The following is a 23,494-nucleotide window of genomic DNA, read 5'->3' on the forward strand; positions in this document are numbered from 1 at the left end:
GGGGTGGCCCGAACCCGGACCTCGGTCGTCTGGAAATGACCCCTGGGTTCCCGGTTTGCCGCGTGCCAGAGCCCGTCCTAGGATGGAGGGCGAGGGCTTTCCCGAGCATCGACGCCTGCCGTGGAGCGGAAAGCCCTGGCCACCACGTCCACCTCACGACAATAACAAAGGTGCCGTCATGTCCAAGAAAACCTCCCCCTGGGCCAGCGATGGCCTGTTCGACCACAGCGACATCGTCAGCCTCGGCAACTTCACCTATCTGCACACGCTGAAGAGCGCTGCGGCCACGCCGCTGGCGCAGACCAGTTCGGCCAGCACCCCCACCGTCAGCGAATTCCTCAACGGCGCCATCAGCGAGTATGTGCTGGGTGGCACGCCCGACGGCATGCGGCCCTTCCTGGTCGATGGCCAGCAGCTGACGCTGCACAACTCGCTCAATGGCGCCACGGCCCACACCTGGATCACCGCCGAGAACCAGGTGCTCATCAGCTATGCCGGCACTACCAGAGGCGAGAATCTGCTGATCGACCCCCTGTCCACCGCCGGTGGCCTGCTGAGCGATCTGCAGATCCTCGGCCAGCAGGTCTCCAGCGCCCAGCACCAGTCGCTGGACTTCGCCCACCAGGCGATCGAGGCGGCGGCCAAGCAGGGCTATGGCACCCAGGACATCTTCGTCACCGGCCACTCCCTGGGCGGCATTTCGGCGGCCTACGTCGCCCAGCAGACCGGTCTGGGCGGCATCAGCTTCGAAGCCTCGGGGATTCCGCGTGACCTGCACGCGGTGGGCCAGGGAGGCAACTTCGTCAATGTGGTCACCCTTGGCGATCCGGTGGCCAACTACAGCTCCGACATCCGCGGCGAGCAGCCCTTCGCGCCCAGCTTCGTCAGTCAGGCCGAGGGCGGCGGCAGCCTGCCGCACTATGGCTCGCTGTTCCTGATCGGCGCCCAGGCGGATCAGCAGGACCTGGCCGAGGCGGCGGCCAAGGTGGGCCACCTGTTCAATGGCGACAACGGTGGCCAGGTCAATCCGCTGGGGGTGGCCCTGCATCCGGTCAGCGTGGCCGCCGGGATCGCCGAAGCGGCGCGCCTGATCGCCGAATTCCATCTGCCGGCCGCCGAGTATACCAACCTGGGGGTGACCCCTACCGGTGGCTTTCTCGACACCCTGCCGGCACAGATCGGCACGGCCCATGGTCCGGTGCTGATGGTCGGCAACTACAGCGTGGCGGAGCTGCAGGCCTTTGCCGAGACCCACGCGACCTTCGGCTGAGAGCCGCTTATAAAACTACTGCGCGTCCGCCATACAGGCACGTGCGGTGCTCGGAATCCTCATGTACTACTCGTACACTCGTACGCGAGCCCGGTCCGGTTCCTGCGCGCCGCACACACCTGTCTGATAACCGCTCGCGACGTTTTATAACCGACTCACGCCTTTGCGGCGGGCTTCTTTCGCCGTCGCGAGAGAACTCCCCCTTGCCGTTCGGGTCTGCCCTCCTATCGCCCGGGACCCTAGGGTCCCGTCCGCCTTAGACCAGGAGAGCACCATGACCGCAGACGGTCCCCAGCGCATGACCGATGAAGAAGCCCAGGAATTCGCCACCGAGGTGTTCAACCTCGCCCGCACCGGCAATGCCGAGGTGCTGGCCCTGGTACTGGAAAAGGGGCTGACGCCCAATTTGCGCAATCACAAGGGCGACAGCCTGCTGATGCTGGCCAGCTACCACGGCCACCTGGAGGCCAGTCGCGTGCTGCTGGAGCACCGGGCCGACCCGAATCTGGCCAACGACATGGGCCAGTCGCCCCTGGCCGGCGCGGCCTTCAAGAACAATCTGCCCATGGCCGAGCTGCTGCTGGAGCACGGCGCCGCCGTGGAAGGCGCCATGCCCGACGGCAAGACCGCGCTGATGATGGCGGCCATGTTCAATCATGTGCAGATGGTGGAATTGCTGGTCGCCCGCGGCGCCGACCCGCAGGCGCAGGACGCTGCCGGCAACACCGCGCTGAGCGTGGCCCGCGCCATGGGTGCCCAGGACACCCCCGCCGTGCTGGAGCGGCTGGGCGGCCGCTGATCAGTCCTTCTGGTAGCGATAGAACAGATTGGGTTCGCTGACCACATAGAGGTTGCCGGCCGTATCCAGGGTGACGCCTTCCGGCTGGCGGATCCGCCGTGACAGGCCGCCGAAGGGCGCCACCAGGGAACGGGTATCCAGGGTATGGCCCTGGTCGTCGAGTTCGATCAGCACCCGTGACTCGTCGCTGAGCAGCAGCAGGTGACCGGTACGGCGATCGACGTGGACCGCGGAGAGATCGCCGGTACTGGGCGCCTGGTCCAGCCAGGCCTGGCGATCAATGATGCGCAGGGCGAAGTCGCCGTCGAAGCTCTTGAGCAGGCCGCGGATTTCATAGAGCTTGCGCGGTGAGTGCTCCTTGACCACGAACAGCCGATCGCGGGCGGCGTCGTAGTCCAGGCCTTCGAAGCCCTGGTTGGCGCGGGGAAAGAGATCCAGGGTCAGGCTGCGATAGTCCTTGTGTCTGAGTACGTCGTCACCCTCGGGAATGTCCACCAGGGTCAAGGCGTTGGCGCCCTCTTCCGCCAGCAGCAGGCGGTCGTTGCCCAGATAGGTCACGCCTTCGACGTCGTCGAAGCCCTCCAGGCGATGGCGTTGCAGCAGCTCGCCGTCCCGGCTCAGGGCCAGCAACTCCGGCGGATTGTTGACCACCGCCCAGAGGCGATCCCGCTCCGGGTCATAGCTGAGGTCGGACAGATTCTCGGTGACGCCGGCCACCGGCTTGGCTTCCACCGCCACCCGGTAGCGACCGAGTTCCAGGGAGGTTCGGGGTTCGCTCTGCCACTGCTGGCCGAGCCAGAACAGCAATTGACTATCCAGATGGCTGCTGCGCAGGCCCTGGGTCACCCCTAGTGCCAGCAGCAGCGCCAGGGCCAGCAGCCAGCCGGTCCGTCCAATCCTGATCCGTCGTACCCACGCCGTCATCGCCTTGCCCCGTCATTGTTGTACGGGGCGGAGTATCCGGGGCTGTCTTTATGGTTGTGTGACAGTCCTAGCGCCGGGGCTGAACGGGGTTACCCTCCCAGCGCGAGCGACCCGGCAGGGTTTCGCCCTTCATCACCAGCGACAGCGGACCCAGTTCCACGTTGTCACCGACACGGGCGCCATAGAGCACCACGCTGCGCGGCCCCAGGTTGACCCCGGCCCCCAACTCGACTTCGCCCACCTTCATCACCCGATCTTCGAACAGGTGGGTCTGGGGCCCGGCCAATGCATTGAGTTCGCCATGGTCACCGAGGCGCACGCAGTCGAATTCGGTGAGGTCGGTGGTATCCAGGTAGGTGCCCCGGCCCAGTCGGGCGCCGAGCAGGCGCAGTGCCAGCGGCAGCCAGGGCGTGCCGCGCAGGGTGCCGAGCAGATTGGGCACCGCCAGGGTTTCGTAGAGGCTGGTGATGGCCTCGCTGCGCCAGACGAAAAAGGTCCACATGGGCGCCGAACGTGGGCGATAACGGCCCACCACCAGCCACTTGAGCCCCAGTACGACCAGGAAGCTGGCCAGGGCGAAGGCGCTGCCGGCCAGCAGGGTCTCGCCCAGCAGCTGCAGCCAGGCGCCCTGCTGCCACAGCGGCACCAGGGCTTCGGCGATGGCGCAGCCGGCGGCCACGGTGAAACCGGTGGGCAGCACGATGCGCAGGGCCTCGATCAGACCACGCGCCACCCGGCGCCAGGGTGCCGGGCGGAAGGTCAGGCTTTCCGGGTAGCCGGTGAGAGTTTCCCGCGCCGGCAACCGCACCGCCGGCGAGCCTAGCCAGGTTTCGCCCTGGCGCAGGGGCACGCCTTCGTCGAGCCGACCGAGGACACCGATCAGGGCGTCTTCGGGGATATGGCAGCCGTCGGCGACATAGGCGCCGTTGCCGACGAAACTGCGGCGGGCGATGGAGGTGCGCTTGAGGGTCATCCAGCCCTGGGCCACCTGTTCGTCGCCGAGCATCACGGCATCGGCGATAAAGGTCTCGGCGCCCAGTTCCAGCAGCGAGGAGACTGGGCCCTGGGCGGTTGAAATCTCCGCATCGCGACCGACCCGAGCACCCAGCAGGCGATACCAGAGCGCCGAATAAACGGTGGCATAGAGGCCCTGCAGGCTTTGCAGTGCCGACTCCTGGATCAGGTTGGCCAGCCATTTGCGCCAGTAGAAGAGGCTGTCGACCGACCACTGACCTTCGTCCAGCCGCGGCAGGATCAGCCGGCGCGCCAGGGCGCAGCCGAGCAGGGTCAGGGCGACGCTGACCACGCCCAGCGGCAGTGCCAGTACGCCGTATTGCAGGGCATCGAGCAGCAGCGAAGAGGTGTGCCACCAGGGCAGTCCACCAAAGCTTTCCAGTTCGTCGATCAGCAGCGCCAGGGGAAACAGCGGCATGAAGAACAGCACCGAGACCACCAGACCGCTGAGGGCATAGAGCCCTTTCAGTACGGCACGCTGGGCACGGGACACCGGGGTCGGCGGCAGGACGCGGGCACCGGCGGCGCCCTGGTCATGGGCCGGCGCGCCGCCCCAGTGGCGTCCGGCCGGGACGCGCTGCCCGCTGCGCAGGGCGGATTGGGCCTGCAGGCGTGCGCCGTCTCCGAGGGCGGTGTCGCCTTCGAGGATGGCATAGGAGCCGACCTGGGCTTCGCGACCCAGGGTCACGGCGCCGAGCAGCAGTTCGCCGCGCAGTACCCGGGCGTTTTCGAAGTTGACGCCGTTGCCCAGGCTGGCGCCCTGCCCCAGGGTCAGCAACTCGGGGACGCGCAGGGTCAGGGTGCCGACGAAGGCCTCGGCACCGACCTGGGCGCCCAGCAGCCGTAGCCAGCCACGGGCCAACGGCGAGCCACTGAGCAGATAGGTCGGCGCCAGGGCGAGAAAGCGCTCACCCAGCCACCAGCGGTAGTAGGTCAGGCCCCACAGCGGATAACGACCGGGCTGCAGGCGTCCGGTCAGGCGCTTGCCCAGCAGCGCCACGGCGAATTCCAGGGCGATGGCCAGGACGAACAGACCGAGTGCGGTGAGCATGGCCAGGGGCAGCGCGGTGCCGGAATGGATCAGCAGCGGGAAGGCCAGAAAGGGTGCCAACCAGCGTCCCAGGCGCAGGGTCAGCAGCGGCGGCAGGGCCACCGCCTGGGCCAGGCCGCAACGCCAGCGCCGCCAACGGCTGGGCGGTGCCCAGGCCTCGGTGGCCGTCGCCGCGCCTGCCTCGGCGGCGTCGGCCTCCAGGGCCTCGGCGATGGCGCCCAGGGTGCGGCCGGCATAGACCGCCTTGACCGTGGCGCTGGCATAGCGCGGCTCCTGGCGCAGGCGCGAGACCAGGCGGGCGGCGAACAGTGAGTGCCCGCCCAGGTCGTCGAAGAAATCCATCTCGGCGTGCAGGGGCTGACCAGGGAAGAGTTCGGCGGTGGCCGCCAGCAGCGCACCCAGGGCGCCATTGGCCGGGGCGATCGGCGCCACGGCAGCGATGGCCAGGGGGCGGGCCCGCAGTTGCTTGCGGTCGATCTTGCCGGAGTTCAGCCGCGGCATTTCGCCGAGCCACTCGAAGCGGCTGGGCACCATGTACAGCGGCAGGCAGCCGGCCAGCTCGGTCCGCAGCAGGTCGCTGCGCGGCAGCGGACCGCCATCGCCGACCAGGAAGGCCACCAACTGCTCCACGCCGCCTTCTTCGCGCAGCACCACGGCCACGGTCCCGACGCCGGGTTGCCGCGCCAGAGTGGCTTCGATCTCGCCCAGCTCGACCCGATAGCCGCGGATCTTCACCTGGTCATCGACCCGGCCCAGGCAATGCACCTGACCGTGTTCGTCGACCCGTGCCAGATCGCCGGTGCGATAGAGCTTGAGGTCGTGGCTGCCGGTGCTCCAGGGATTGGGCAGGAATTTCTCGGCGGTCAGTTCGGGACGCCCCAGGTAGCCATCGGCCACGCCGGGACCGGTGATGCAGAGTTCGCCCACCTGATCGCGTGGCAGCAGCGCCAGCGGCAGGCTGGCATCGGCGTGCACCACCAGCAGGCTGTAGTTGGGCAGCGGCCGGCCAATGGTCACCGGCTCGCCCGGTTGCAGTTGCGCCAGGCTCGCCGAGACAGTGGCCTCACTCGGGCCATAGGTGTTGAACAGCCGCCGCTGCGGCCGACTCCAGCGCGCCACCAGGGGCTCGGGGCACATCTCGCCGCCGAGGTTGATCAGGCGCAGGCTGGGGACGTCTTCCGGCAACAGCGCCAGCAGGGTCGGCACCACGTGCAACACGCTGATGCGATTGGCGGTCAGGGCGCGGGCCAGGGCCTCGGGGTCGGCGGTGATCTCCCGCGGCGCCAGCCAGAGGGTGGCGCCCACCAGGTAGCTGATCCAGATCTCTTCGAAGGACATGTCGAAGGCCACCGAGAAACCCTGGTAGACCCGGTCGCCGGCCTCGATGCCGAGCAGCGAATTCTCGCTGCGCAGGAAGTGGCAGATGCTGTCCTGGCGGATGCCGATGCCTTTGGGCTTGCCGGTGGAGCCGGAGGTGTAGATCAGGTAGGCCAGGTGGTCCGGGGAGACTTGGCCACGCCGGCGCAGAATCTCGCCCTGGGCCAGGGCGACGCTCAGCTCGTCGGGGGTCCAGCAGCCGAGCCCGGGACGCGCCAGCAGATCGGCGAAGGGTGCCCCGGTGATCACGCCCACCGCCTGGGCATCTTCCAGGCACAGGGCCACGCGATCGGCCGGGGTTTCGGCGTCGCAGGGCAACCAGGCGGCGCCGGTCTTGGCGATGGCCAGCTGCATCACCAGCAGCTCGATACCGCGCGGCAGCCAGAGGCCGACCACGCGGCCAGGCCCGGCACCGGCGGCCAGCAGCCGCGAGGCGGCGCGATCGGCCCAGGCGTTCAGTTCGCCATAGCTCAGGCTGCGCTCGCCTTCGAGCAGGGCGGGCCGCTCGGGCGCCCGCGCCGCGGTGGCCTCGAACAGATCGGCGAGGACTTCATCGCGGCACAGATCGGGGCGGATGGGGCCTTCGACCAGACTGAGGGAGAGTTCGGCAAGCGCTTCCATGGGGGACAGCCTCTGGGTGTTTAGCGCAGTGTGTATCTCCCGGGTTACGCGCTCCTTAAGGCGCGCTTAGGGTTTGCTTAAGGCTGGCCTGACTTGGCGACCCCGAAGCCTGAGCACCTCTAAGATGAGCCTTTCAACTGGCCTTCCATTGATCGGCGATGAATGGAAGTTCGGTTGCACGGGCCCCAAAAAAAACGCCTCCCGGAGGAGGCGTTTTCAGTTATCGCTTGGGGATTAACGCAGATCGAAACGGTCCAGCTCCATCACCTTGGTCCATACCTTGACGAAGTCCTTGACGAACTTCTCCTGGGCGTCGGCACTGCCGTAGACCTCGCTCAGGGCGCGCAGCTGGGCGTGGGAGCCGAACACCAGATCGACCCGGGTACCAGTCCACTTCACGGCGCCGGTCTTGCGATCGCGACCTTCGAAGGTGGCTTTGTCCGGACCGGTGGCCTTCCATTCGGTGGCCATGTCCAGCAGGTTGACGAAGAAGTCGTTGGTCAGGGTCTGCGGCCGCTGGGTGAAGACGCCATGCTTGGCCCCGTTCACGTTGATGTCCAGCACGCGCAGGCCGCCCAGCAGCACCGTCAGTTCCGGCGCGGTCAGATTCAGCAGGTGCGCCTTGTCCACCAGCAGGAATTCCGGCTTGACCTTGAACTCCCCGCCCACATAGTTGCGAAAGCCGTCAGCCCAGGGCTCCAGGTGCCCGAAGGATTGCACATCGGTCTGCTCCTGGGAGGCATCCACGCGACCCGGGGTAAAGGGCACGCTGATCGAATGACCCGCCGCCTGGGCGGCCTTTTCCACCCCGACGCTACCGGCCAGCACGATCAGATCGGCGATGGAGACCTGCTTGCCCTGCCCCTGGACGTCACGCTGGATGCCTTCCAGCACGCCCAGCACCTTGGCCAGTTGCGCCGGCTGGTTGACGGCCCAGTCCTTTTGCGGCGCCAGGCGCAGCCGGCCACCGTTGGCCCCGCCGCGCTTGTCGGAACCGCGGAAGGTGGACGCCGCCGCCCAGGCGGTGCCGACCAGTTCGGACACGCTCAGGCCGGACGCGGCCAGCTTGTCCTTGAGCGCCTTGACCTCGGCTTCGCCCAGGGGCGCGCCTGCGGCCTTGGGCAGCGGGTCCTGCCAGAGCAGCTCTTCGGCCGGGGTTTCCGGGCCCAGGTAGCGGGCCAGCGGCCCCATGTCCCTGTGGGTCAGCTTGAACCAGGCACGGGCGAAGGCATCGGCCAGCTGGTCGGGATTTTCCAGGAAGCGGCGGGAAATCTTCTCGTAAGCCGGATCGAAGCGCAGCGCCAGGTCCGAGGTCAGCATGGTCGGCTGATGACGCTTGCTGGGATCGTGGGCATCGGGCACGGCATTGGCACCGGCGCCGTCCTTGGGCCGCCACTGGTGGGCACCGGCCGGACTCTTGAACAGCTCCCACTCGAACTTGAACATGTTCTCGAAGTATTCGTTGCTCCAGCGGGTGGGCGTGGAGGTCCAGGTCACCTCGAGGCCGCTGGTGATGGTGTCGGCGCCCTTGCCGGTGCCGTAGCTGTTGTGCCAGCCGAAGCCCTGCTGTTCCAGGTCGGCCGCTTCCGGCTCGGCGCCGACGCTGGTGGCCGGGCCCGCACCGTGGGTCTTGCCGAAGGCGTGGCCGCCGGCGATCAGGGCGACGGTCTCCTCGTCGTTCATGGCCATGCGGCCAAAGGTCTCGCGAATGTCATGGGCTGAAGCCACCGGATCGGGATTGCCCTCCGGGCCTTCCGGGTTCACGTAGATCAGGCCCATCTGCACCGCGCCCAGGGGATTTTCCAGGGTGCGCTGCGGATTATCGTTGCGACTGTGCTCCACCGGATGCTGCTCGGGCTGGGCGGTCAGCACACCGTCACCGGGCTGTTCCATCTTCTTGTGGGCGCCATAGCGGACGTCACCACCCAGCCAGACGGTTTCCGACCCCCAGAACACCGCATCGTCCGGTTCCCAGACGTCCTGGCGACCGCCGGAGAAGCCGAAGGTCTTGAAGCCCATGGATTCCAGGGCGACGTTGCCGGTGAGGACGATGAGGTCGGCCCAGGAGATCTTGCGGCCATACTTCTGCTTGACCGGCCAGATCAGCCGGCGCGCCTTGTCCAGGCTGACGTTGTCCGGCCAGCTGTTCAGGGGCGCGAAGCGCTGCTGGCCCTGACCGGCGCCGCCGCGGCCGTCACCGACCCGATAGGTACCGGCGCTGTGCCAGGCCATGCGCACGAACAGCGGACCGTAGTGACCGAAATCGGCCGGCCACCAGTCCTGGGAATCGGTCATCACGGCGCGCAGGTCAGCCTTCACCGCTTCCAGATCGAGGCTCTTGAATTCGGCGGCGTAGTCGAAGTCCTCGCCCATGGGGTCGGACAGCGAGGAATGCTGGTGCAGGAAGTTGAGATTGAGCTGATTCGGCCACCAATCCTTGTTGGTGGTACCACCGCCGGCGGCGTGATTGAACGGGCACTTGGATTCGGTCGACATCTTCTTGGCACCTCAGGGTCTTGTTCATCCGGTTGTCAGCCGCGACGGCAGCACGGCCTTCAGAAGGCAGGGTTCCGCTCGTGTCGGCCCTAGGGGCTAGACAGGCACAGCTGCCGGCGTCGAGCCGGCGCCGGGGGAAGCCCCACCCTGGGCAAAACGGACGTTGCGGTCATTGTTATCCCCTCATCAGATGGGCACACCGACGAAGCGGCGTAAGATCCATACTAGATGGCTTCGCCGCCTGGCGTGATAGAAGGTTTTGTGTCCCTCGATAGACTGGCTCTGCAAGATGACCCCGGAGTGACAGGGTGCTGCCAGCCGACTCTTGTCGCGATAAGCAACGTTGGCGACCGCTTCGCCGAGGTTCGCGCGGCTTGGCTTCAGAAAGTGAAATCGAAGGCGCGTTTGGGCACTGGCCAGGCGAGGCAGCCCGCCATATGCGGAAACAGAAGGAACGGCGACCACCCTGCCCCGGGCGGTCGCCCAGCCCGGTCTAGCCCGGGGCGAACAGCAGGTTGGGCGCGTGGCGTTCGTAGCCCTCTTCCGCCAGGCGCACGTCCAGCGCCAGGCTGGCGAGGTCGGCGGACAGGGGTTCGCTGCGGGTGTCGTGGTCGCGATAGAGGTGCTTGAGGTAGGTCTTGCAGTGGGCGCAGGTCTCGGCGCGTAGCGGTGCTTTCTGGGCGTTGGCGTCGTCGGTGCTCAGGGAGTAGTAGCCCAGGCCCTTGCCGGTCTCGCAGTGGCTGCACTTGACCCGCACGAAGTGCCACTCGCAGGCGCACAGCGAGCAGGTGAGATACCTCAGGCCATTGGCCTTGCCCAGGTGATGGATGATGCCGGCCATGGGCGGCGCACCGCAGCACGGGCAGAGGGTCTGGCTGCCCTGTTCGCGCAGGGCGCTGAAGTCACTGCGCTGCAGCCAGTGGGTCCAGGCTACCTGCAGGGCGGCGCCCAAAAAGGGCACCACGCCGGCGGGCACCAGCTCATAGCTGCCGGCCAGCAGGGCGATGGCCCAGGCCTTGCGCTGGCCGGCATCGGCCTGGCGCAGTTCGTCCAGGGCGGCCTGCACTGGCGCCTGCGCGAGCTTGAGGTTCTCCAGTAGGGCATCCAGCGCGGGCAACCAGTCGCCTTCGCGGACCAGGGTGTCGTAGCCCAGCGGCGGTAGGCCGTGCTGCATACTCTGGGCGCTGCGGGCCTCGTCCAGTGGCAGGGGCGCGAGACAGTCGAAGACCCCTTGCTGGGCTTCGCACAGGTCGGCCATCAGCAGCAGGTAGTCACTCAGCGCATTGTCGGTGGCCAGCAAGCGCAGGCGGTCGGCGCGATAGCCGAACAGCTCGCCACCGGGCAGCAGGATGAAATCGGGATTGACGGCCGCGGCTTCGATTTCGCCGGGCTCGAGGATCTGGCCTGCCATGGCAGGGCTCCTTAGGAAAACGGTGGAAGATGGAGGATTCAGGATAGCGGGCGGGTTTGGATGTCGGACTCCGCTGCCCTCACCCCAACCCTCTCCCGGAGGGAGAGGGAGTCAGATCGGTGCGCAGGAGAAATCCCGCGCTCCCGATCCGTAGGTTGGGTTGAGCGCAGCAAAGCCCAACAACAGCCTTACTTCTTCTCGCGGGTGACCTTCTCGTACCACAGCGAATGGTGCTTCTTGGCCCAGGCGCGACTGACCCAACCGGTCATCATCGCGGTCACCGAGCCCTTGATCCAGATCCCCGCATAGATGTGCACGATAATCGACAGCACCAGCACGAAGGCGGCGACGGCGTGGGCCAAGGCGCCCAGGCGGATCACCGGGATGGGGAACAGGTGGGCGAAGTACTGCCGCCAGATGACCACGCCGCTGACCAGCAGGATCAGCATGCAGGCCAGCAGCACCCAGAACAGGATCTTCTGCCCGGGGTTGTACTTGTCGATCGGCGGCAGCTTCTCCTCGCGGTTGTTCAGTACGTCGTTGATCTGCTTGAGCCACTGGGCGTCTTCGCGGCCGATCTTGTTGTGCCGCCAGAAGCGGATCACCAGAAAGGCGAAGAACAGGAACATCGCCACACCCATGAAGGGATGCAGGATGCGCGTCCAGGTGCCGCCGCCGAACAGGCTCGACAACGGAAACAGCGCCGGGTGGAACAGCGCCAGTCCCGACAGCCCGGCCATGAAGAACAGGATCGCCACGATCCAGTGGTTGGTCCGCTCGTTGGCGTTGTAACGCTGGATTTCAGGTTTCATCTCGATCTCCCAGGACGCCCCCGGCTAACCGGGGGCGTACCCCTGCTAGGGCTGCTTGTCGTGCGGATCGAAGATCTGCACGGACGGACTCAGCTGCTTGACCTCGCCCTTGGGCGCATCGCCCTCGTGACGGGGCGGCGCCTCGACCACTTCGTCGTCGTCATCGGTCCGGTTGGGACCGACGCGCACGTAGTGGAAGAAACCGGCCAGCACCGCCGCGCCCATGGCGAACAGTGCCAGTGGTTTGGTGAAGCCCTTCCACAGGCCCACGGTGGGGCTGATGGTCGGATCCTTGGGCAGGTGGTTGTACAGCTGCGGCTGGTCGGCATGGTGCAGCACGTACATGACGTGGGTGCCCCCAACCCCCACCGGGTCGTACAGACCGGCGTTCTCGTAGCCGCGGCTCTTGAGATCGACGATGCGCTCGGCGGCGTGCTCCTTCATGGCGTCCTTGGTGCCGAACACGATGGCGCCGGTCGGACAGGTCTTGACGCAGGCGGGCTCCAGGCCGACCCCGACCCGGTCCGAACACAGGGAGCACTTGTAGGCCTTGTTGTCCTTCTTCGAGATCCTCGGGATGTCGAAGGGGCAACCGGCGATGCAGTAGCCGCACCCGATGCAGTGGTCCTGGTTGAAGTCGACGATACCGTTGGCGTACTTGACGATGGCCCCCGGACTCGGACAGGCCTTCAGGCAGCCCGGCTCGGCGCAGTGCATGCAGCCGTCCTTGCGGATCAGCCACTCCAGCTTGCCGGCCTCGTCCTCGTGCTCGGTGAAACGCATCAGCGTCCAGGAGTCCGCGGTGAGGTCCGCCGGGTTGTCGTAGGTGCCGTGGGTATGGCCCACCTCGTCGCGCAGCTCGTTCCATTCCGAACAGGCGACCTGGCAGGCCTTGCAGCCGATGCACTTGGACACATCGATCAGCTTGGCCACTTCCGCCTGATTGCGCACGGACGGATAAGCCGTAGTCGTCGCGGAGCGGGCGTAGATATCTTGGCTTGCCATCACGCTTTCTCCACGTTGACCAGGAACGACTTGAACTCGGGCGTCTGGGTGTTCCCGTCACCCACGAAGGGAGTCAGGGTATTGGCCAGGTAACCCATCCGCGCCACGCCGGAGAAGCCCCAGTGGATGGGGATGCCGACATGGTGCACCGTTTCGCCATTGACCTGCAGCGGACGGATCCGCTTGGTCACCACCGCCTTGCAGACGATGTGGCCGCGCTTGGAGCTGACGCGTACGAGATCACCCGCGGCGATGCCCTTCTGCTTGGCCAGCACCTCGCCGATCTCGACGAACTGCTCGGGCTGGATGATGGCGTTGAGGCGGCAGTGCTTGCTCCAGTAGTGGAAGTGCTCGGTCAGGCGGTAGGTGGTGGCCGCATAGGGGAAGTCCTTGCGATCGCCGAAGTCCGCCCAGTCGTCCTTGAGCACCCGCGCCGCCGGGCTGTTCAGCGCCTTGCGGTTGTTGGGGTGCAGCGGGTTGACGCCGATGGGCGTTTCGAACGGCTCGTAGTGCTCCGGGAAGGGCCCCTCGGCCATCTTGTCCAGCGAGAAGAAGCGCGCTACCCCTTCCGGGTTCATGATGAACGGACTCATCCCGTCGCCAGGCTTGCCGTCGATCTTGAAGTCCGGCACGTCGGTACCGCCCCACTTCTGCGCCTTGTCGTTCCACCAGACCAGCTTCTTGCTCGGGTCCCACGGCTTGCCGCTAAGATCCGAGGAGGCACGGTTGTAGAGGATGCGGCGGTTGTTCGGCCACGACCAGGCCCAGCCCAGGGTCTGCCCCATGTGGAACGGATCGCTGTTGTCGCGCCGCGCCATCTGGTTGCCCTGCTCGGTCCAGGCGCCGCAATAGATCCAGCAGCCCGAGGCGGTACTGCCGTCGTCCATTAACTGGCCGAAACCGGCAAGTTGCTGGCCGGCCTTGGCCGAAACGGCGCCCTTGGCATCGAGCACGTCGGTCACAGCGTAGCCGTTGAACTCCTTGGCCAACTCCTCCGCCGAAGGCTCTCCTGGTTTGGCATAGGGCCAGGAAAGGCCCAGGATCGGATCAGGAAAGGCACCGCCGTCCTGGCGATAGGCCTCACGCAATCTGAGGAACAGTTCGGACATGATGACGATGTCGCTTCGGCCCTCGGCAGGCGCTTCGGCACCCTTGAAGTGCCACTGCAGCCAGCGACTGGAGTTCACCAGGGAGCCGTCTTCCTCGGCGAAGCAGGTGGTGGGCAGGCGGAACACCTCGGTCTGGATTTCCGCGGTATTCACATCATTGTGATCGCCGTGGTTGCGCCAGAATTCGGAGGTCTCGGTAGCCAGCGGATCCATGATCACCAGCCACTTGAGCTTGGACAGCCCGCGCATCACCTTGCCCTTATTGGGGAAGGCGGCGATGGGGTTGAAACCCTGGCAGAAATAGCCGTTGACCTGACCCTTGTCCATCATGTCGAAGTAGCGCAGCACATCGTAGCCAGCACCCGTGACATCGACCTTGGGCAACCAGTGGTAGCACCAGTCGTTATCCTTGGTGGCATTGTCGCCGTACCACGCCTTCATCAGGCTGACGTGAAACTTGCCGTAGTTCTGCCAGTAGCTCATCTGTCCCGGGCGCAGCGGCTTGCTGGCGCGTCGGTCGATGAAGGCGTGGTAGTCCTGCTCGCCGTCGGCGCCGATGGTCAGGTAGCCCGGCAGCTGGATCGACAGGAGACCCAGGTCGGTAAGGCCTTGGATGTTGGAGTGACCGCGCAGGGCGTTCATCCCGCCACCGGGCATACCGATATTGCCAAGCAGCAGCTGCACCATGGCACCGGCACGAATGATCTGGGCGCCAATGGAGTGCTGAGTCCAACCTAGGGCATAGAGGATGGTCATCGTGCGACCAGGCGCCGACGTCTCGGCAATCTCGGCCCAGACCTTCTCGATCGCCTCAACGGGCGTACCACATACCTGACTGGCCACTTCCAGGGTGTAGCGGCTGTAATGCTGCTTCATCAACTGGAAGACGCAACGCGGGTGCTCAAGCGTTGCATCGATCTTGACGAAGCCGTCGTCGCCGATCTCGTAGCCCCATTGAGTCTTGTCGGTATAGGTACGTTTTTCAGCGTCGTAGCCGGTATACAGGCCGTCTTCGAAGGAGAAGCCTTCCTTCACGATAAAGCCTACGTCGGTGTAGTTACGGACGTATTCGTGCTGGATCTTGTCGTGGGTGATCAGGTAATTGATCAACCCGCCCAGGAAGGCAATGTCGCTGCCGGTCCGGATGGGGGCGTAGTAGTCCGCAACCGAGGCAGAACGGGTATAACGCGGATCGACCACGATCAGCCGGGCGTTGTTGTGCGCCTTGGCCTCGGTGACCCACTTGAAACCACACGGGTGCGCTTCAGCGGCATTGCCGCCCATGATCAAGACGAGGTTAGCGTTCTTGATGTCGCTCCAGTGATTTGTCATGGCGCCACGGCCAAACGTCGGGGCAAGACCTGCCACCGTCGGGCCGTGTCAGACGCGCGCTTGGTTATCGAAGGCCAACAGGCCCAGATTCCGCGCGATCTTGTGCGTCAAATAACCGGTTTCATTGGAGGACGCCGAGGCGGCCAGGAAGCCCGTGGTCAGCCAGCGATTGACCGTCTGGCCCTTGTCGTTGGTGGCGATGAAGTTGGCATCGCGGTCTTCCTTCATCAGGGTAGCGATGCGGTCAAGGGCCTCGTCCCAGCTGATGCGGGTCCACTCGTTGCTGCCAGGCTTGCGCACCTCGGGATACTTGAGGCGATTGGGGCTGTGGATGAAATCCAGCAGGCCGGCGCCTTTCGGGCAGAGGGTGCCACGATTGACCGGATGGTCGGCGTCGCCCTCGATGTGAATGATGTTCTGGGCCACGTTCTTGGCCCGGTCACCCATGCTGTACATGATCAGGCCGCAGCCGACCGAGCAGTAGGGACAGGTGTTGCGGGTTTCCACGGTGTGCGCCAGTTTGAAATGGCGCACCTGGTCGGCAAAGGCGGCTGTGGGAGCCATGCCTAACGCCGCCAGGCTGGATCCCGCAAGGCCGACTCCAGCGACCTTGAAGAATTGCCGACGGTTCATATCCACGTTTTCTTGTCCTCGTTCAGGCTGGGCCTGGTGCATAGCCAGGCCCTGAGGCAAGAGTAACCCAATCGTTTGGCTTATCGAGCGCTTCGCCCTTGTCGCCGATCAATGGAAGTCGGCCTTCCCTCCTCTAGTCCGATGCGACCTGACGAATGGCCTGAGCATCCAGCTCGGTCGTCGCCCCTTCCACCTGCAGCGGATTGTCGCCCCGCGCCACCAGTCGTTCGCCGATCAGCCGTGAACCCCTGACGTTGAGGTGGTTGCCATCCTGGTACAGCGGCGTGCCGTCGAGTGCCGAATGGCAGCGCTGGGCATCGCAGGTGACGGCCTTGGGATCCAGGGTCAGCAGCTGCGGGTAGCGCTGCTTGAGGTCGTCGAGGATCAGGATGAAGGGTTCCTGGCGCCGCGCCACGTCGCCCAATTCGACGGAACAGTCGTTGGCGGTGTGGAACAGCCGGTTCTTGACCTGACAGGTGTCGCGCCCGGCACCGATCTCGGGGATGCCGGCCAGGATCACCGGGGTGGCGCCGCTTTGGACGATGATGCGCAGGGCGTTGTCCAGGCCCTCCCGCAACAGCTCGGCGGGCGTCGCGCCGCCCCCCGGGCGCTGCAGCACGTTGTAGGCCGAAAGGCCCGCTTCGCTCATGCCTTCCAGGTACATCGGCCAGCGTCCGCCCAGCACCACATAGCGATAGCCGCCGGTACGGATGGCCTGGGTCACCACCGGTGCGGTGAGCTGGATCGACGGATCCAGGCGATTGCCCGGACGGGTGATGTGGACGTCGTCGAGACCGGGCAGGTAGAGGGTACCACTGCGGGTCATGTCATAGCCGCGCAGGCCGGCGTCCTTGAGCAGGACATCGAGCATGCCGGTGCTGGCGGCGGCGTGGCTATCGCCCACCAGCAGCACCTCCGCCCGTGGCCGGTCGACGGCGCCCAGGCGGCAGCGGTCCGGCGACCACTGGGTCGCCATGGTGCCGAACTCCTCGATGAAGCAGCTGCCCCGTGCCTTGGCGAAGGTGCTGTCCAGCGCCTCGACCATGACGGCGGTGTTGGCTTCGTAACGCTGCGGAAAACCCTGGAACTTGAGCGTCAGCCCGACCGCCAGCGCACCCACCAGCAGCGGCGCGGCATAGAAGCCAGCGAAGATCAGTCGTGGCGAATGGCGCGGCCGACCGCGGAAGGGTTGCTCGACGAAGCGCCACGACAGTGCGCCCAGCACCACCGAGGCCGCCACCAGGGCCAGTTGCAGCCCCAGCTCCTTGGGCACTTCCATGTAGTTCGTGAAGGCCATCAGCGGCCAGTGCCAGAGATACAGCGAATAGGAGATCAGGCCAATGAACACCAGGGGCCGTTGGGCCAGCAGCCAGCGCGCCGGGCCCCGACCGTTTTCTCCGGTCCAGATCAGCAGGGCAGCGCCCAGGCAGGGCCAGAGAGCATTCACCCCTGGGAAGCGACTGTGGTGATCGAGGGTGAAGGCCGGTACCAGGATCAACGCCAAGGCCACCAGCCCAAGCACCCTGGCCTGCCCGGCGCTGGCGCGCGGCAGGCGCTCCCAGTACAGCGCCAGCAGGCTGCCCACCAGCAGTTCGAAGGCGCGGGCATGCAGCAGGTAGTAGGCGGCATTGGGTTGCGCCCGTGCGGCCCACTCCGACAGCGCCAGGCCCGCGAGCGCCAGCAACACCGCGACCTGGCCGCAACGGCGCACGCCCAGCAGGCGATAGCCCAGCAGGAGCAGCACCGGCCAGAACAGGTAGTACTGCTCCTCTACCGCCAGCGACCAGGTATGCAGCAGCGGCAGCTCATCCGCCGTGGGCGAGAAATAGCCATTGCTGGCGCGCCAGAAGAAGACGTTGGCGATGGACAGCAGCGCGGCCATCAAGCTCTTGCTGTAGCTGGCGAGATCCCGCGGCAGCAGGATGCAGGCAGCCGCCACACTCGTGACCACGGCCATGGCCACGAAGGCCGGTAGCAGCCGCCGCACGCGGCGCAGATAGAAGTCGGCGAAGCTGAAGTGCCCCAGCGCGAGGTCCGGTGCGGTCTTGCGGGTGATCAGATAGCCGGAGATGACAAAGAAGACATCGACGCCGATATAGCCGCCACCAAAGGCGCTGAAGCCGACGTGATTGAGAACGACCAGCAACACGGCGATGGCGCGCAGGCCATCGATGTCCCGACGATAGTTAAGCTCCATGGTACAGACTCCTGCTAGGCCTCGACGATCCAGCGAGGGCCTCTGCCAGGAATCATGCCGACCCCGGAGACGCCATCGCTGCAAGGACGCTGCGCATCCCTTTGCGCAACCCGCCTGCGACCGGTGGTCGCTCCAGAGGTTCAGCACTAGGCGCAACCGAAACACCCAAACGAGAAGTGGATCACTCTAGCGCGGGCATCTGCCACCGATCCCGGCGATTCGGCAGCGCCGGAAAGTCATGCTAAGCTCGCTAACTTTCCTCGCGATGCCTTCGGACCCTTCCACCATGTCCAAGCACCTGCCGACGCCGCCATAGCACTACCCCTCCTCCGGTAACCGCCCCTGCGGCGTGTGCCCGCATCGTCCTGCCCCGTCGTCTATCCGCGATCGTGCCCCGCCGTACCATCGCCCGTTCTGGATACGCCATGAAAAGTGTCTCTCCCCGTGCCGACATCCTGGCCGGTCTCACCACGTCCTTCGCCCTGGTGCCCGAGTGCATCGCCTTTGCCCTGGTCGCCCATCTCAATCCGCTGATGGGACTCTATGGCGCCTTCTTCATCTGTACCCTCACCGCCCTCTTCGGCGGTCGGCCCGGCATGATCTCCGGCGCAGCCGGCTCCATGGCGGTGGTGATCGTCGCCCTGGTGGTGCAGCACGGCGTGCAGTACCTGCTGGCCACGGTGGTGCTGGGCGGCCTGCTGATGATCGCCTTCGGCCTCCTGCGCCTGGGCAAGCTGATCCGCATGGTGCCGCACCCGGTCATGCTGGGCTTCGTCAACGGCCTGGCCATCGTCATCGCCCTGGCCCAGCTGGAACACTTCAAGCAGGGCGACACCTGGCTCAGCGGCGCCCCGCTGTATCTGATGATCGGCTTGACCCTGGCGACCATGGCCATCATCTGGCTCCTGCCCCGCCTGACCCGTGCCGTACCGCCAGCGCTGGCGGCCATCCTTGGCGTGGGGCTGGCGGTGTATTTCCTTGACCTGCCGACCCGCACCCTGGGCGACATGGCTCACATCGCCGGCGGATTGCCGCAGCTGGCCCTGCCCCACATCCCCTGGACGCTCGAAACGCTGCAGATCATCCTGCCCTATGCGGTGCTGATGGCCTTAGTCGGCCTGCTAGAGACCCTGCTGACGCTGAATCTCACCGACGAGATCACCGAGAGCCGCGGCCGGCCCAATCGCGAGTGCGTGGCCCTCGGCGCGGCCAATATGGCGTCCGGCCTGTTCGGCGGCATGGGCGGTTGCGCCATGATCGGCCAGACCATGATCAACCTGAGTTCGGGTGGGCGTGGCCGACTGTCGGGGATAGTCGCCGGGATCCTGATGCTGCTCTTCGTGCTGTTCCTGTCGCCGCTGATCGAGCGCATTCCGCTGGCGGCACTGGTCGGCACCATGTTCGTGGTCGCCCAGCAGACCTTCGCCTGGGCCTCGCTGCGGGTGCTGCACCGGGTGCCGCGCAGCGACATGCTGATGATCATTGCCGTCACCGTGATCACCGTCTTCGCCGACCTCGCCACCGCGGTGCTCTGCGGCATCGTCCTGGCGGCACTCAACTTCGCCTGGCAGCACGCCCGCCGCCTCTATGCCGACAGCCACTTGGAAGCCGACGGCAGCAAGAGATACCAGGTGCACGGCACCCTGTTCTTCGCCTCCACCGCCACCTTTCTCAACCAGTTCGATCCGGTCGGTGATCCGCCGAAGGTGGTGGTGGACTGCCGCCACCTGAGTTTCGTCGACTACTCCGCCGTGGCGGCACTGCGCACCCTGCACGAGCGCTATGCCAAGGCCGGCAAGCGGGTGCGGGTGCTGCACCTGTCCGCCCGCTGCAAGCAGCTGCTGCGGCGTGGCGGCGTGACGGACGACCTCGCCCTCGGCGATTGAACCCGAAACGGCGCCGCCGGGTCTCTCCCAGCAATATCCTGTTCCCGGAGACCCGCGGCCATGTCCAAGATCCTCGCCTGCCTCGACGGCTCGGCCGTGAGCGCCGCCGTCTGTGACTTCGCCGCCTGGGCCGGCACCGCCCTGGATGCCCCTCTCACCCTGCTGCATGTGCTGGATCACCGACGCTTCCCCCGACCAGGCCAGGCCACCTCGCCGCTGCTGGTCAATCGGGAACAGCTGCTCACCGAGCTGGCCGCCCTGGATGCCCAGCGCGGCACGCTCGCCGAAGACCAGGGCCGGCTACTGCTCGATGCGGCCCAGCTACGGGTGGAAGAGCAGCAGGCGCGCTGCGCCGGCGCCGTGCTGCAACACGGCGATCTGATGAGCTCGCTGGAGAGCCTGCAGGAGGATTTCGACCTCATCGTGCTGGGGCGCCAGGGTGAGGACAGCCCGCCCAAGCGGCTGATCGGTCGCCACCTGGAAAGCGCCATCCGCCTCCTGCACCGCCCGCTGCTGGTGGCCGGCCACCTGTTCGTCAAACCCAGCGGCGTGCTGCTGGCCTATGACGACAGCAGTAGCGCGCGCAAGGCGGTAACCTGGGTGGCCAACTGCCGGCTGTTCGACGGCCTCGCCTGCCACCTGGTGACCGTCGGCCGCGACCGCGAAGAACGCCGCGCCGCCCTCACCCGTGCCGCCACCGAACTCAGGGCGCAGGGCCGCACGGTCACCACCGCCATCACCGACGGCGACGTGGAATTGGGCCTGGAGCGCTATCGCAAGCAACATGGCCTGGAGCTGGTGGTCATGGGTGCCTTCGGCCACTCCCGCCTGCGCCACTTCTTCATGGGCAGCAACACCCGCAACATGCTGGAAGCGGCCGGCAGTGCGCTGATCGTGGTGCGCTAAAGGGGCCTGAGCTCAGCCTAGAAATCCACCCGCCCACGACTGGCCTTGAGGCCGCTGCGGCGCGACTTGCCTTCCAGGCGGCGCTGCTTGGAACCGTAGGTGGGCTTGGTCGGGCGCCGCGGCTTTTCCTCGACGTTGGCCGCCGCGATCAACGTGGCCAGGCGTTCCAGGGCGTCGGCGCGATTCTGTTCCTGGGTGCGGTATTGCTGGGCCTTGATCACCACCACGCCGTCGCGGCTGATGCGCCCGTCGCGCAGCGCCAGCAGCCGCTCCTTGAGCGCTTCCGGCAGCGACGAGGCCTGGATGTCGAATCTCAGGTGGACGGCGCTGGAAACCTTGTTGACGTTCTGCCCACCCGCACCCTGGGCGCGAACCGCGGTGAGCTGGACTTCCTGCTCGGGCAGCGTCAGACGCTCGTCGATGACCAGACTCACGCCAGGTGCGCGCCGCGGCTGAGCCAGGCGTCCAGCAGCGGTTCCAGCTCCTCCAGCGGCTGGTAGCCGTTGGTGACCAGCGCCAGCTGACCATCACGCTCGGCCAACAGCGTGGGGAAACCGGCGATGCCCAGATTCAGCGCCCAGTCGAAGTCGGCCTGGGTGGCCTGGTGCGCCGGCTCGCCATCGAACAGCGGGGCGAATTCGATACGCGGCAGGCCACAGGCTTCGGCCAGTTCCACCAGCAGCGCCGGCTGAGTGACGTCGCGGGCTTCGACATAGAAGGCCCGCTGGATACGCTTTGCCAGTGGCCAGACGGCCTCTTCATCGAGCTGACGCGCGGCGACCAGGGCGCGGCAGGCCGGCTCGGTGTCGTACACCAGGCCTTCCGGCGGGCCCTGGTCCAGGGCGAAGGGCTGGCCGGTGGTCTCCTGCACCGCCTGCCAGTAGGCCAGGGTGCGTACTCGGCTGGCGGTGTCCTGGGCCACCCGCTCGCGACGCAGGCCGCCCACCACCAGGCGCAGCGGAATGCCCTGGGCGGCCGCCCGCTCGGCCAGGCGCTCGACCACCGGCGCGAAGCCCCAGCACCAGGAGCACATGGGGTCCATCACATAGAGCAGGCGACCGGGCATCCTAGACCTCCTCGGGGTTGGGCATGGCGTTCAGCCGCGGATCGCGGCCGATGGGATGGGGTTCGTTGCGCAGGCGCGCCAGTTCGATCTGCTTCTGCCGCTCGCGGGCGCCGGCGCGGGTCTTTTCCGACAGCGAATCCCAGCAGTGCGGGCAGCTGATGCCGGGGCTGTAATGCGCTGACTGCATGTCTTCCGGCGAGACCGGCGTGCGGCAGGCATGGCACTGGTCGTAGACCCCTTCGGCGAGATCATGGGTCACGGTCACGCGGTTGTCGAAGACGAAGCACTCGCCTTCCCAGCGCGACTCGGCAGCGGGCACCTCTTCGAGGTACTTGAGGATGCCGCCCTTGAGGTGGAAGACCTCGGGAAAGCCTTCCTGCAGCATGAAGCTCGACGCCTTCTCGCAGCGGATGCCGCCGGTGCAGAACATGGCGACCTTCTTGTGCTGTTGGGGATCGAAGTGCTCGCGGATATAGGCCGGGAAATCGCGAAAGCTCTTGGTCTGGGGATCGATGGCACCCTTGAAGCTGCCGATGCCCACCTCGTAGTCGTTGCGGGTGTCGATCACCAGCACCTCGGGATCGTCGACCAGGGCATTCCAGTCCCGGGGTTCGACATAGGTGCCCACGCGGCGGTTGGGATCGACGCCGGGCACGCCCAGGGTGACGATCTCCTTCTTCAGCTTGACCTTGGTGCGATAGAAGGGCTGCTCGGCGCAGTAGGATTCCTTGTGGTCGATGTCGACCAGGCGCGGATCGGCGCGCAGCCAGGCCAGTACCGCATCGATGCCTTCGCGGCTGCCGGAAACGGTACCGTTGATGCCTTCCTCGGCCAGCAGCAGGGTGCCCTTGACGTCATGGGTCAGCAGAGTCTGCAGCAGGGGTTCACGCAATTGGACGTAGTCGTCCAGGGTGACGAACTTGTACAAGGCCGCCACGACAATCTTGTCGGTCATCTTCGGGTTCCCAGGGGTCGCCCTCGCAAAGGGCGGACCGGTTAGAACCTGTTCATGACCTGCTGCGCGTCGGCCAAACTGCGTTGAAAAGGTCTTCGGAATGCTCATTTACCACTCGTAAACTCCGCTTCCTCAGCCCTTTTCGCCTCGTTTGTCTCTAGCTCGCTAGGTCGTGAAACAGGTTCTTTGACGAAAACGCCGGCAAGAATGCCGGCGCCGGTCAAATTTTAACCAATTAGCAGGGCGCCGAACAATGGCGCCTTGAGATCAACCCACCGGGTCGTGCTTGCTGCCGCCGCGGCAGGTGGGCGAATCCGGTGCCTGGCCCTGGGCCGCCCACTCTTCGGGGGTATAGGTGTGCAGCGCCAGGGCATGGAACTGGCCCATGAGTTCGCCCAGGGTGCCGTAGACCTTCTGGTGACGCTTCACCGCGTTGAGCCCGGCGAAGTGTTCGCTCACCACCACCGCCTTGTAGTGGGTCTCCTGGCCGCGGCTGTGCATGTGGCTTTCGTCCAGCACCTCCAGGTGCTCGGGTTGCAACAGGCCCAGGCTGGACTGGATACGTTCGCGCATGCTCATGGGGATACCTCGACTGTGAGAAACGTCATTCTAGCGAGCCTGGGCCCGGCC

At 66.1% G+C, this 23,494-nt stretch carries 16 protein-coding genes; 4 read left to right on the top strand and 12 right to left on the bottom strand.

From position 1 onward, the window contains the following. The first annotated feature begins 178 nt into the window (after positions 1-178). Together V6W80_RS18225 and V6W80_RS18230 are read left to right on the top strand one after the other, a co-directional pair. Positions 179-1,270, top strand: a complete 1,092-nt coding sequence (locus tag V6W80_RS18225) for a hypothetical protein (protein ID WP_338545016.1) — start codon at positions 179-181, stop codon at positions 1,268-1,270. Between the two features lie 274 nt (positions 1,271-1,544). Further along, entirely contained in the window at positions 1,545-2,069 is a 525-nt protein-coding gene (locus V6W80_RS18230) for an ankyrin repeat domain-containing protein (protein ID WP_184285815.1), read from the top strand. On the opposite strand, the gene V6W80_RS18235 is transcribed toward V6W80_RS18230, so the two are convergent. The 8 genes from V6W80_RS18235 to V6W80_RS18270 all read right to left on the bottom strand — a co-directional run bounded on the left by V6W80_RS18235 (position 2,070) and on the right by V6W80_RS18270 (position 18,051). Further along, entirely contained in the window at positions 2,070-2,993 is a 924-nt protein-coding gene (locus V6W80_RS18235; protein WP_160923251.1) for an SdiA-regulated domain-containing protein, read from the bottom strand. A 67-nt stretch (positions 2,994-3,060) separates the two neighbouring features. Then, positions 3,061-7,056 carry a Pls/PosA family non-ribosomal peptide synthetase gene (locus tag V6W80_RS18240; protein WP_338545017.1) on the bottom strand — a complete coding sequence of 1,332 codons (3,996 nt, stop codon included), beginning with the start codon at positions 7,054-7,056 and terminating at the stop codon, positions 3,061-3,063. A gap of 234 nt (positions 7,057-7,290) precedes the next feature. Beyond that, positions 7,291-9,552, bottom strand: a complete 2,262-nt coding sequence (gene katG / locus V6W80_RS18245; RefSeq protein WP_338545018.1) for a catalase/peroxidase HPI — start codon at positions 9,550-9,552, stop codon at positions 7,291-7,293. Positions 9,553-10,045: 493 nt separating this feature from the next. Beyond that, positions 10,046-10,963: a formate dehydrogenase accessory protein FdhE gene (fdhE, locus tag V6W80_RS18250; protein ID WP_338545019.1), complete on the bottom strand. Its 918-nt coding sequence runs from the start codon at positions 10,961-10,963 to the stop codon at positions 10,046-10,048. 188 nt (positions 10,964-11,151) lie between these two features. Beyond that, a complete protein-coding gene (locus tag V6W80_RS18255) occupies positions 11,152-11,775 on the bottom strand; it encodes a formate dehydrogenase subunit gamma (RefSeq protein ID WP_059315878.1) in 624 nt (207 codons plus the stop codon). A gap of 45 nt (positions 11,776-11,820) precedes the next feature. Continuing rightward, complete coding sequence (fdxH, locus tag V6W80_RS18260) at positions 11,821-12,780, bottom strand: formate dehydrogenase subunit beta (RefSeq protein WP_064309443.1); 960 nt, start codon at positions 12,778-12,780, stop codon at positions 11,821-11,823. Then, entirely contained in the window at positions 12,780-15,860 is a 3,081-nt protein-coding gene (gene fdnG / locus V6W80_RS18265; protein WP_338545020.1) for a formate dehydrogenase-N subunit alpha, read from the bottom strand. Before fdnG ends, fdxH begins: the two co-directional genes overlap by 1 nt. Positions 15,861-15,987: 127 nt before the next feature. Beyond that, on the bottom strand, positions 15,988-18,051 hold the full coding sequence (locus V6W80_RS18270; RefSeq protein WP_338545021.1) for an acyltransferase family protein: 2,064 nt from the start codon (positions 18,049-18,051) through the stop codon (positions 15,988-15,990). Positions 18,052-18,476: 425 nt separating this feature from the next. Between V6W80_RS18270 and V6W80_RS18275 the strand changes: the two genes are divergently transcribed. Together V6W80_RS18275 and V6W80_RS18280 are read left to right on the top strand one after the other, a co-directional pair. Further along, positions 18,477-19,937 carry a SulP family inorganic anion transporter gene (locus tag V6W80_RS18275; protein WP_338545022.1) on the top strand — a complete coding sequence of 487 codons (1,461 nt, stop codon included), beginning with the start codon at positions 18,477-18,479 and terminating at the stop codon, positions 19,935-19,937. 60 nt (positions 19,938-19,997) lie between these two features. After that, on the top strand, positions 19,998-20,843 hold the full coding sequence (locus V6W80_RS18280) for a universal stress protein (RefSeq protein ID WP_017639805.1): 846 nt from the start codon (positions 19,998-20,000) through the stop codon (positions 20,841-20,843). A 17-nt stretch (positions 20,844-20,860) separates the two neighbouring features. Here V6W80_RS18280 and arfB read toward each other — a convergent pair whose 3' ends face one another. The 4 genes from arfB to V6W80_RS18300 all read right to left on the bottom strand — a co-directional run bounded on the left by arfB (position 20,861) and on the right by V6W80_RS18300 (position 23,443). Then, a complete protein-coding gene (gene arfB / locus V6W80_RS18285; RefSeq protein ID WP_338547469.1) occupies positions 20,861-21,271 on the bottom strand; it encodes an alternative ribosome rescue aminoacyl-tRNA hydrolase ArfB in 411 nt (136 codons plus the stop codon). A gap of 2 nt (positions 21,272-21,273) precedes the next feature. Continuing rightward, positions 21,274-21,909: a DsbA family protein gene (locus V6W80_RS18290; protein ID WP_160923243.1), complete on the bottom strand. Its 636-nt coding sequence runs from the start codon at positions 21,907-21,909 to the stop codon at positions 21,274-21,276. A 1-nt stretch (position 21,910) separates the two neighbouring features. Beyond that, complete coding sequence (locus V6W80_RS18295) at positions 21,911-22,864, bottom strand: rhodanese-related sulfurtransferase (protein ID WP_338545023.1); 954 nt, start codon at positions 22,862-22,864, stop codon at positions 21,911-21,913. Positions 22,865-23,131: 267 nt separating this feature from the next. Continuing rightward, positions 23,132-23,443 (bottom strand): BolA family protein, encoded by a 312-nt coding sequence (locus tag V6W80_RS18300; protein WP_338545024.1) that lies wholly within the window; start codon positions 23,441-23,443, stop codon positions 23,132-23,134. Positions 23,444-23,494 lie beyond the last annotated feature (51 nt).

This window comes from Pseudomonas benzopyrenica (genome assembly GCF_036884265.1).
GTDB lineage: Bacteria > Pseudomonadota > Gammaproteobacteria > Pseudomonadales > Pseudomonadaceae > Chryseomonas > Chryseomonas benzopyrenica.

What these genes read in the sequence shown, in the direction of transcription:
- fdhE (WP_338545019.1), bottom strand. Translation starts at nt 10,963, where the DNA reads ATGGCAGGCCAGATCCTCGAGCCCGGCGAAATCGAAGCCGCGGCCGTC.
- V6W80_RS18300 (WP_338545024.1), bottom strand. Translation starts at nt 23,443, where the DNA reads ATGAGCATGCGCGAACGTATCCAGTCCAGCCTGGGCCTGTTGCAACCC.
- V6W80_RS18280 (WP_017639805.1), top strand. Translation starts at nt 19,998, where the DNA reads ATGTCCAAGATCCTCGCCTGCCTCGACGGCTCGGCCGTGAGCGCCGCC.
- katG (WP_338545018.1), bottom strand. Translation starts at nt 9,552, where the DNA reads ATGTCGACCGAATCCAAGTGCCCGTTCAATCACGCCGCCGGCGGTGGT.
- V6W80_RS18275 (WP_338545022.1), top strand. Translation starts at nt 18,477, where the DNA reads ATGAAAAGTGTCTCTCCCCGTGCCGACATCCTGGCCGGTCTCACCACG.
- V6W80_RS18235 (WP_160923251.1), bottom strand. Translation starts at nt 2,993, where the DNA reads ATGACGGCGTGGGTACGACGGATCAGGATTGGACGGACCGGCTGGCTG.
- V6W80_RS18290 (WP_160923243.1), bottom strand. Translation starts at nt 21,909, where the DNA reads ATGCCCGGTCGCCTGCTCTATGTGATGGACCCCATGTGCTCCTGGTGC.
- V6W80_RS18270 (WP_338545021.1), bottom strand. Translation starts at nt 18,051, where the DNA reads ATGGAGCTTAACTATCGTCGGGACATCGATGGCCTGCGCGCCATCGCC.
- V6W80_RS18240 (WP_338545017.1), bottom strand. Translation starts at nt 7,056, where the DNA reads ATGGAAGCGCTTGCCGAACTCTCCCTCAGTCTGGTCGAAGGCCCCATC.
- V6W80_RS18225 (WP_338545016.1), top strand. Translation starts at nt 179, where the DNA reads ATGTCCAAGAAAACCTCCCCCTGGGCCAGCGATGGCCTGTTCGACCAC.
- V6W80_RS18230 (WP_184285815.1), top strand. Translation starts at nt 1,545, where the DNA reads ATGACCGCAGACGGTCCCCAGCGCATGACCGATGAAGAAGCCCAGGAA.
- V6W80_RS18255 (WP_059315878.1), bottom strand. Translation starts at nt 11,775, where the DNA reads ATGAAACCTGAAATCCAGCGTTACAACGCCAACGAGCGGACCAACCAC.
- fdxH (WP_064309443.1), bottom strand. Translation starts at nt 12,780, where the DNA reads ATGGCAAGCCAAGATATCTACGCCCGCTCCGCGACGACTACGGCTTAT.
- V6W80_RS18295 (WP_338545023.1), bottom strand. Translation starts at nt 22,864, where the DNA reads ATGACCGACAAGATTGTCGTGGCGGCCTTGTACAAGTTCGTCACCCTG.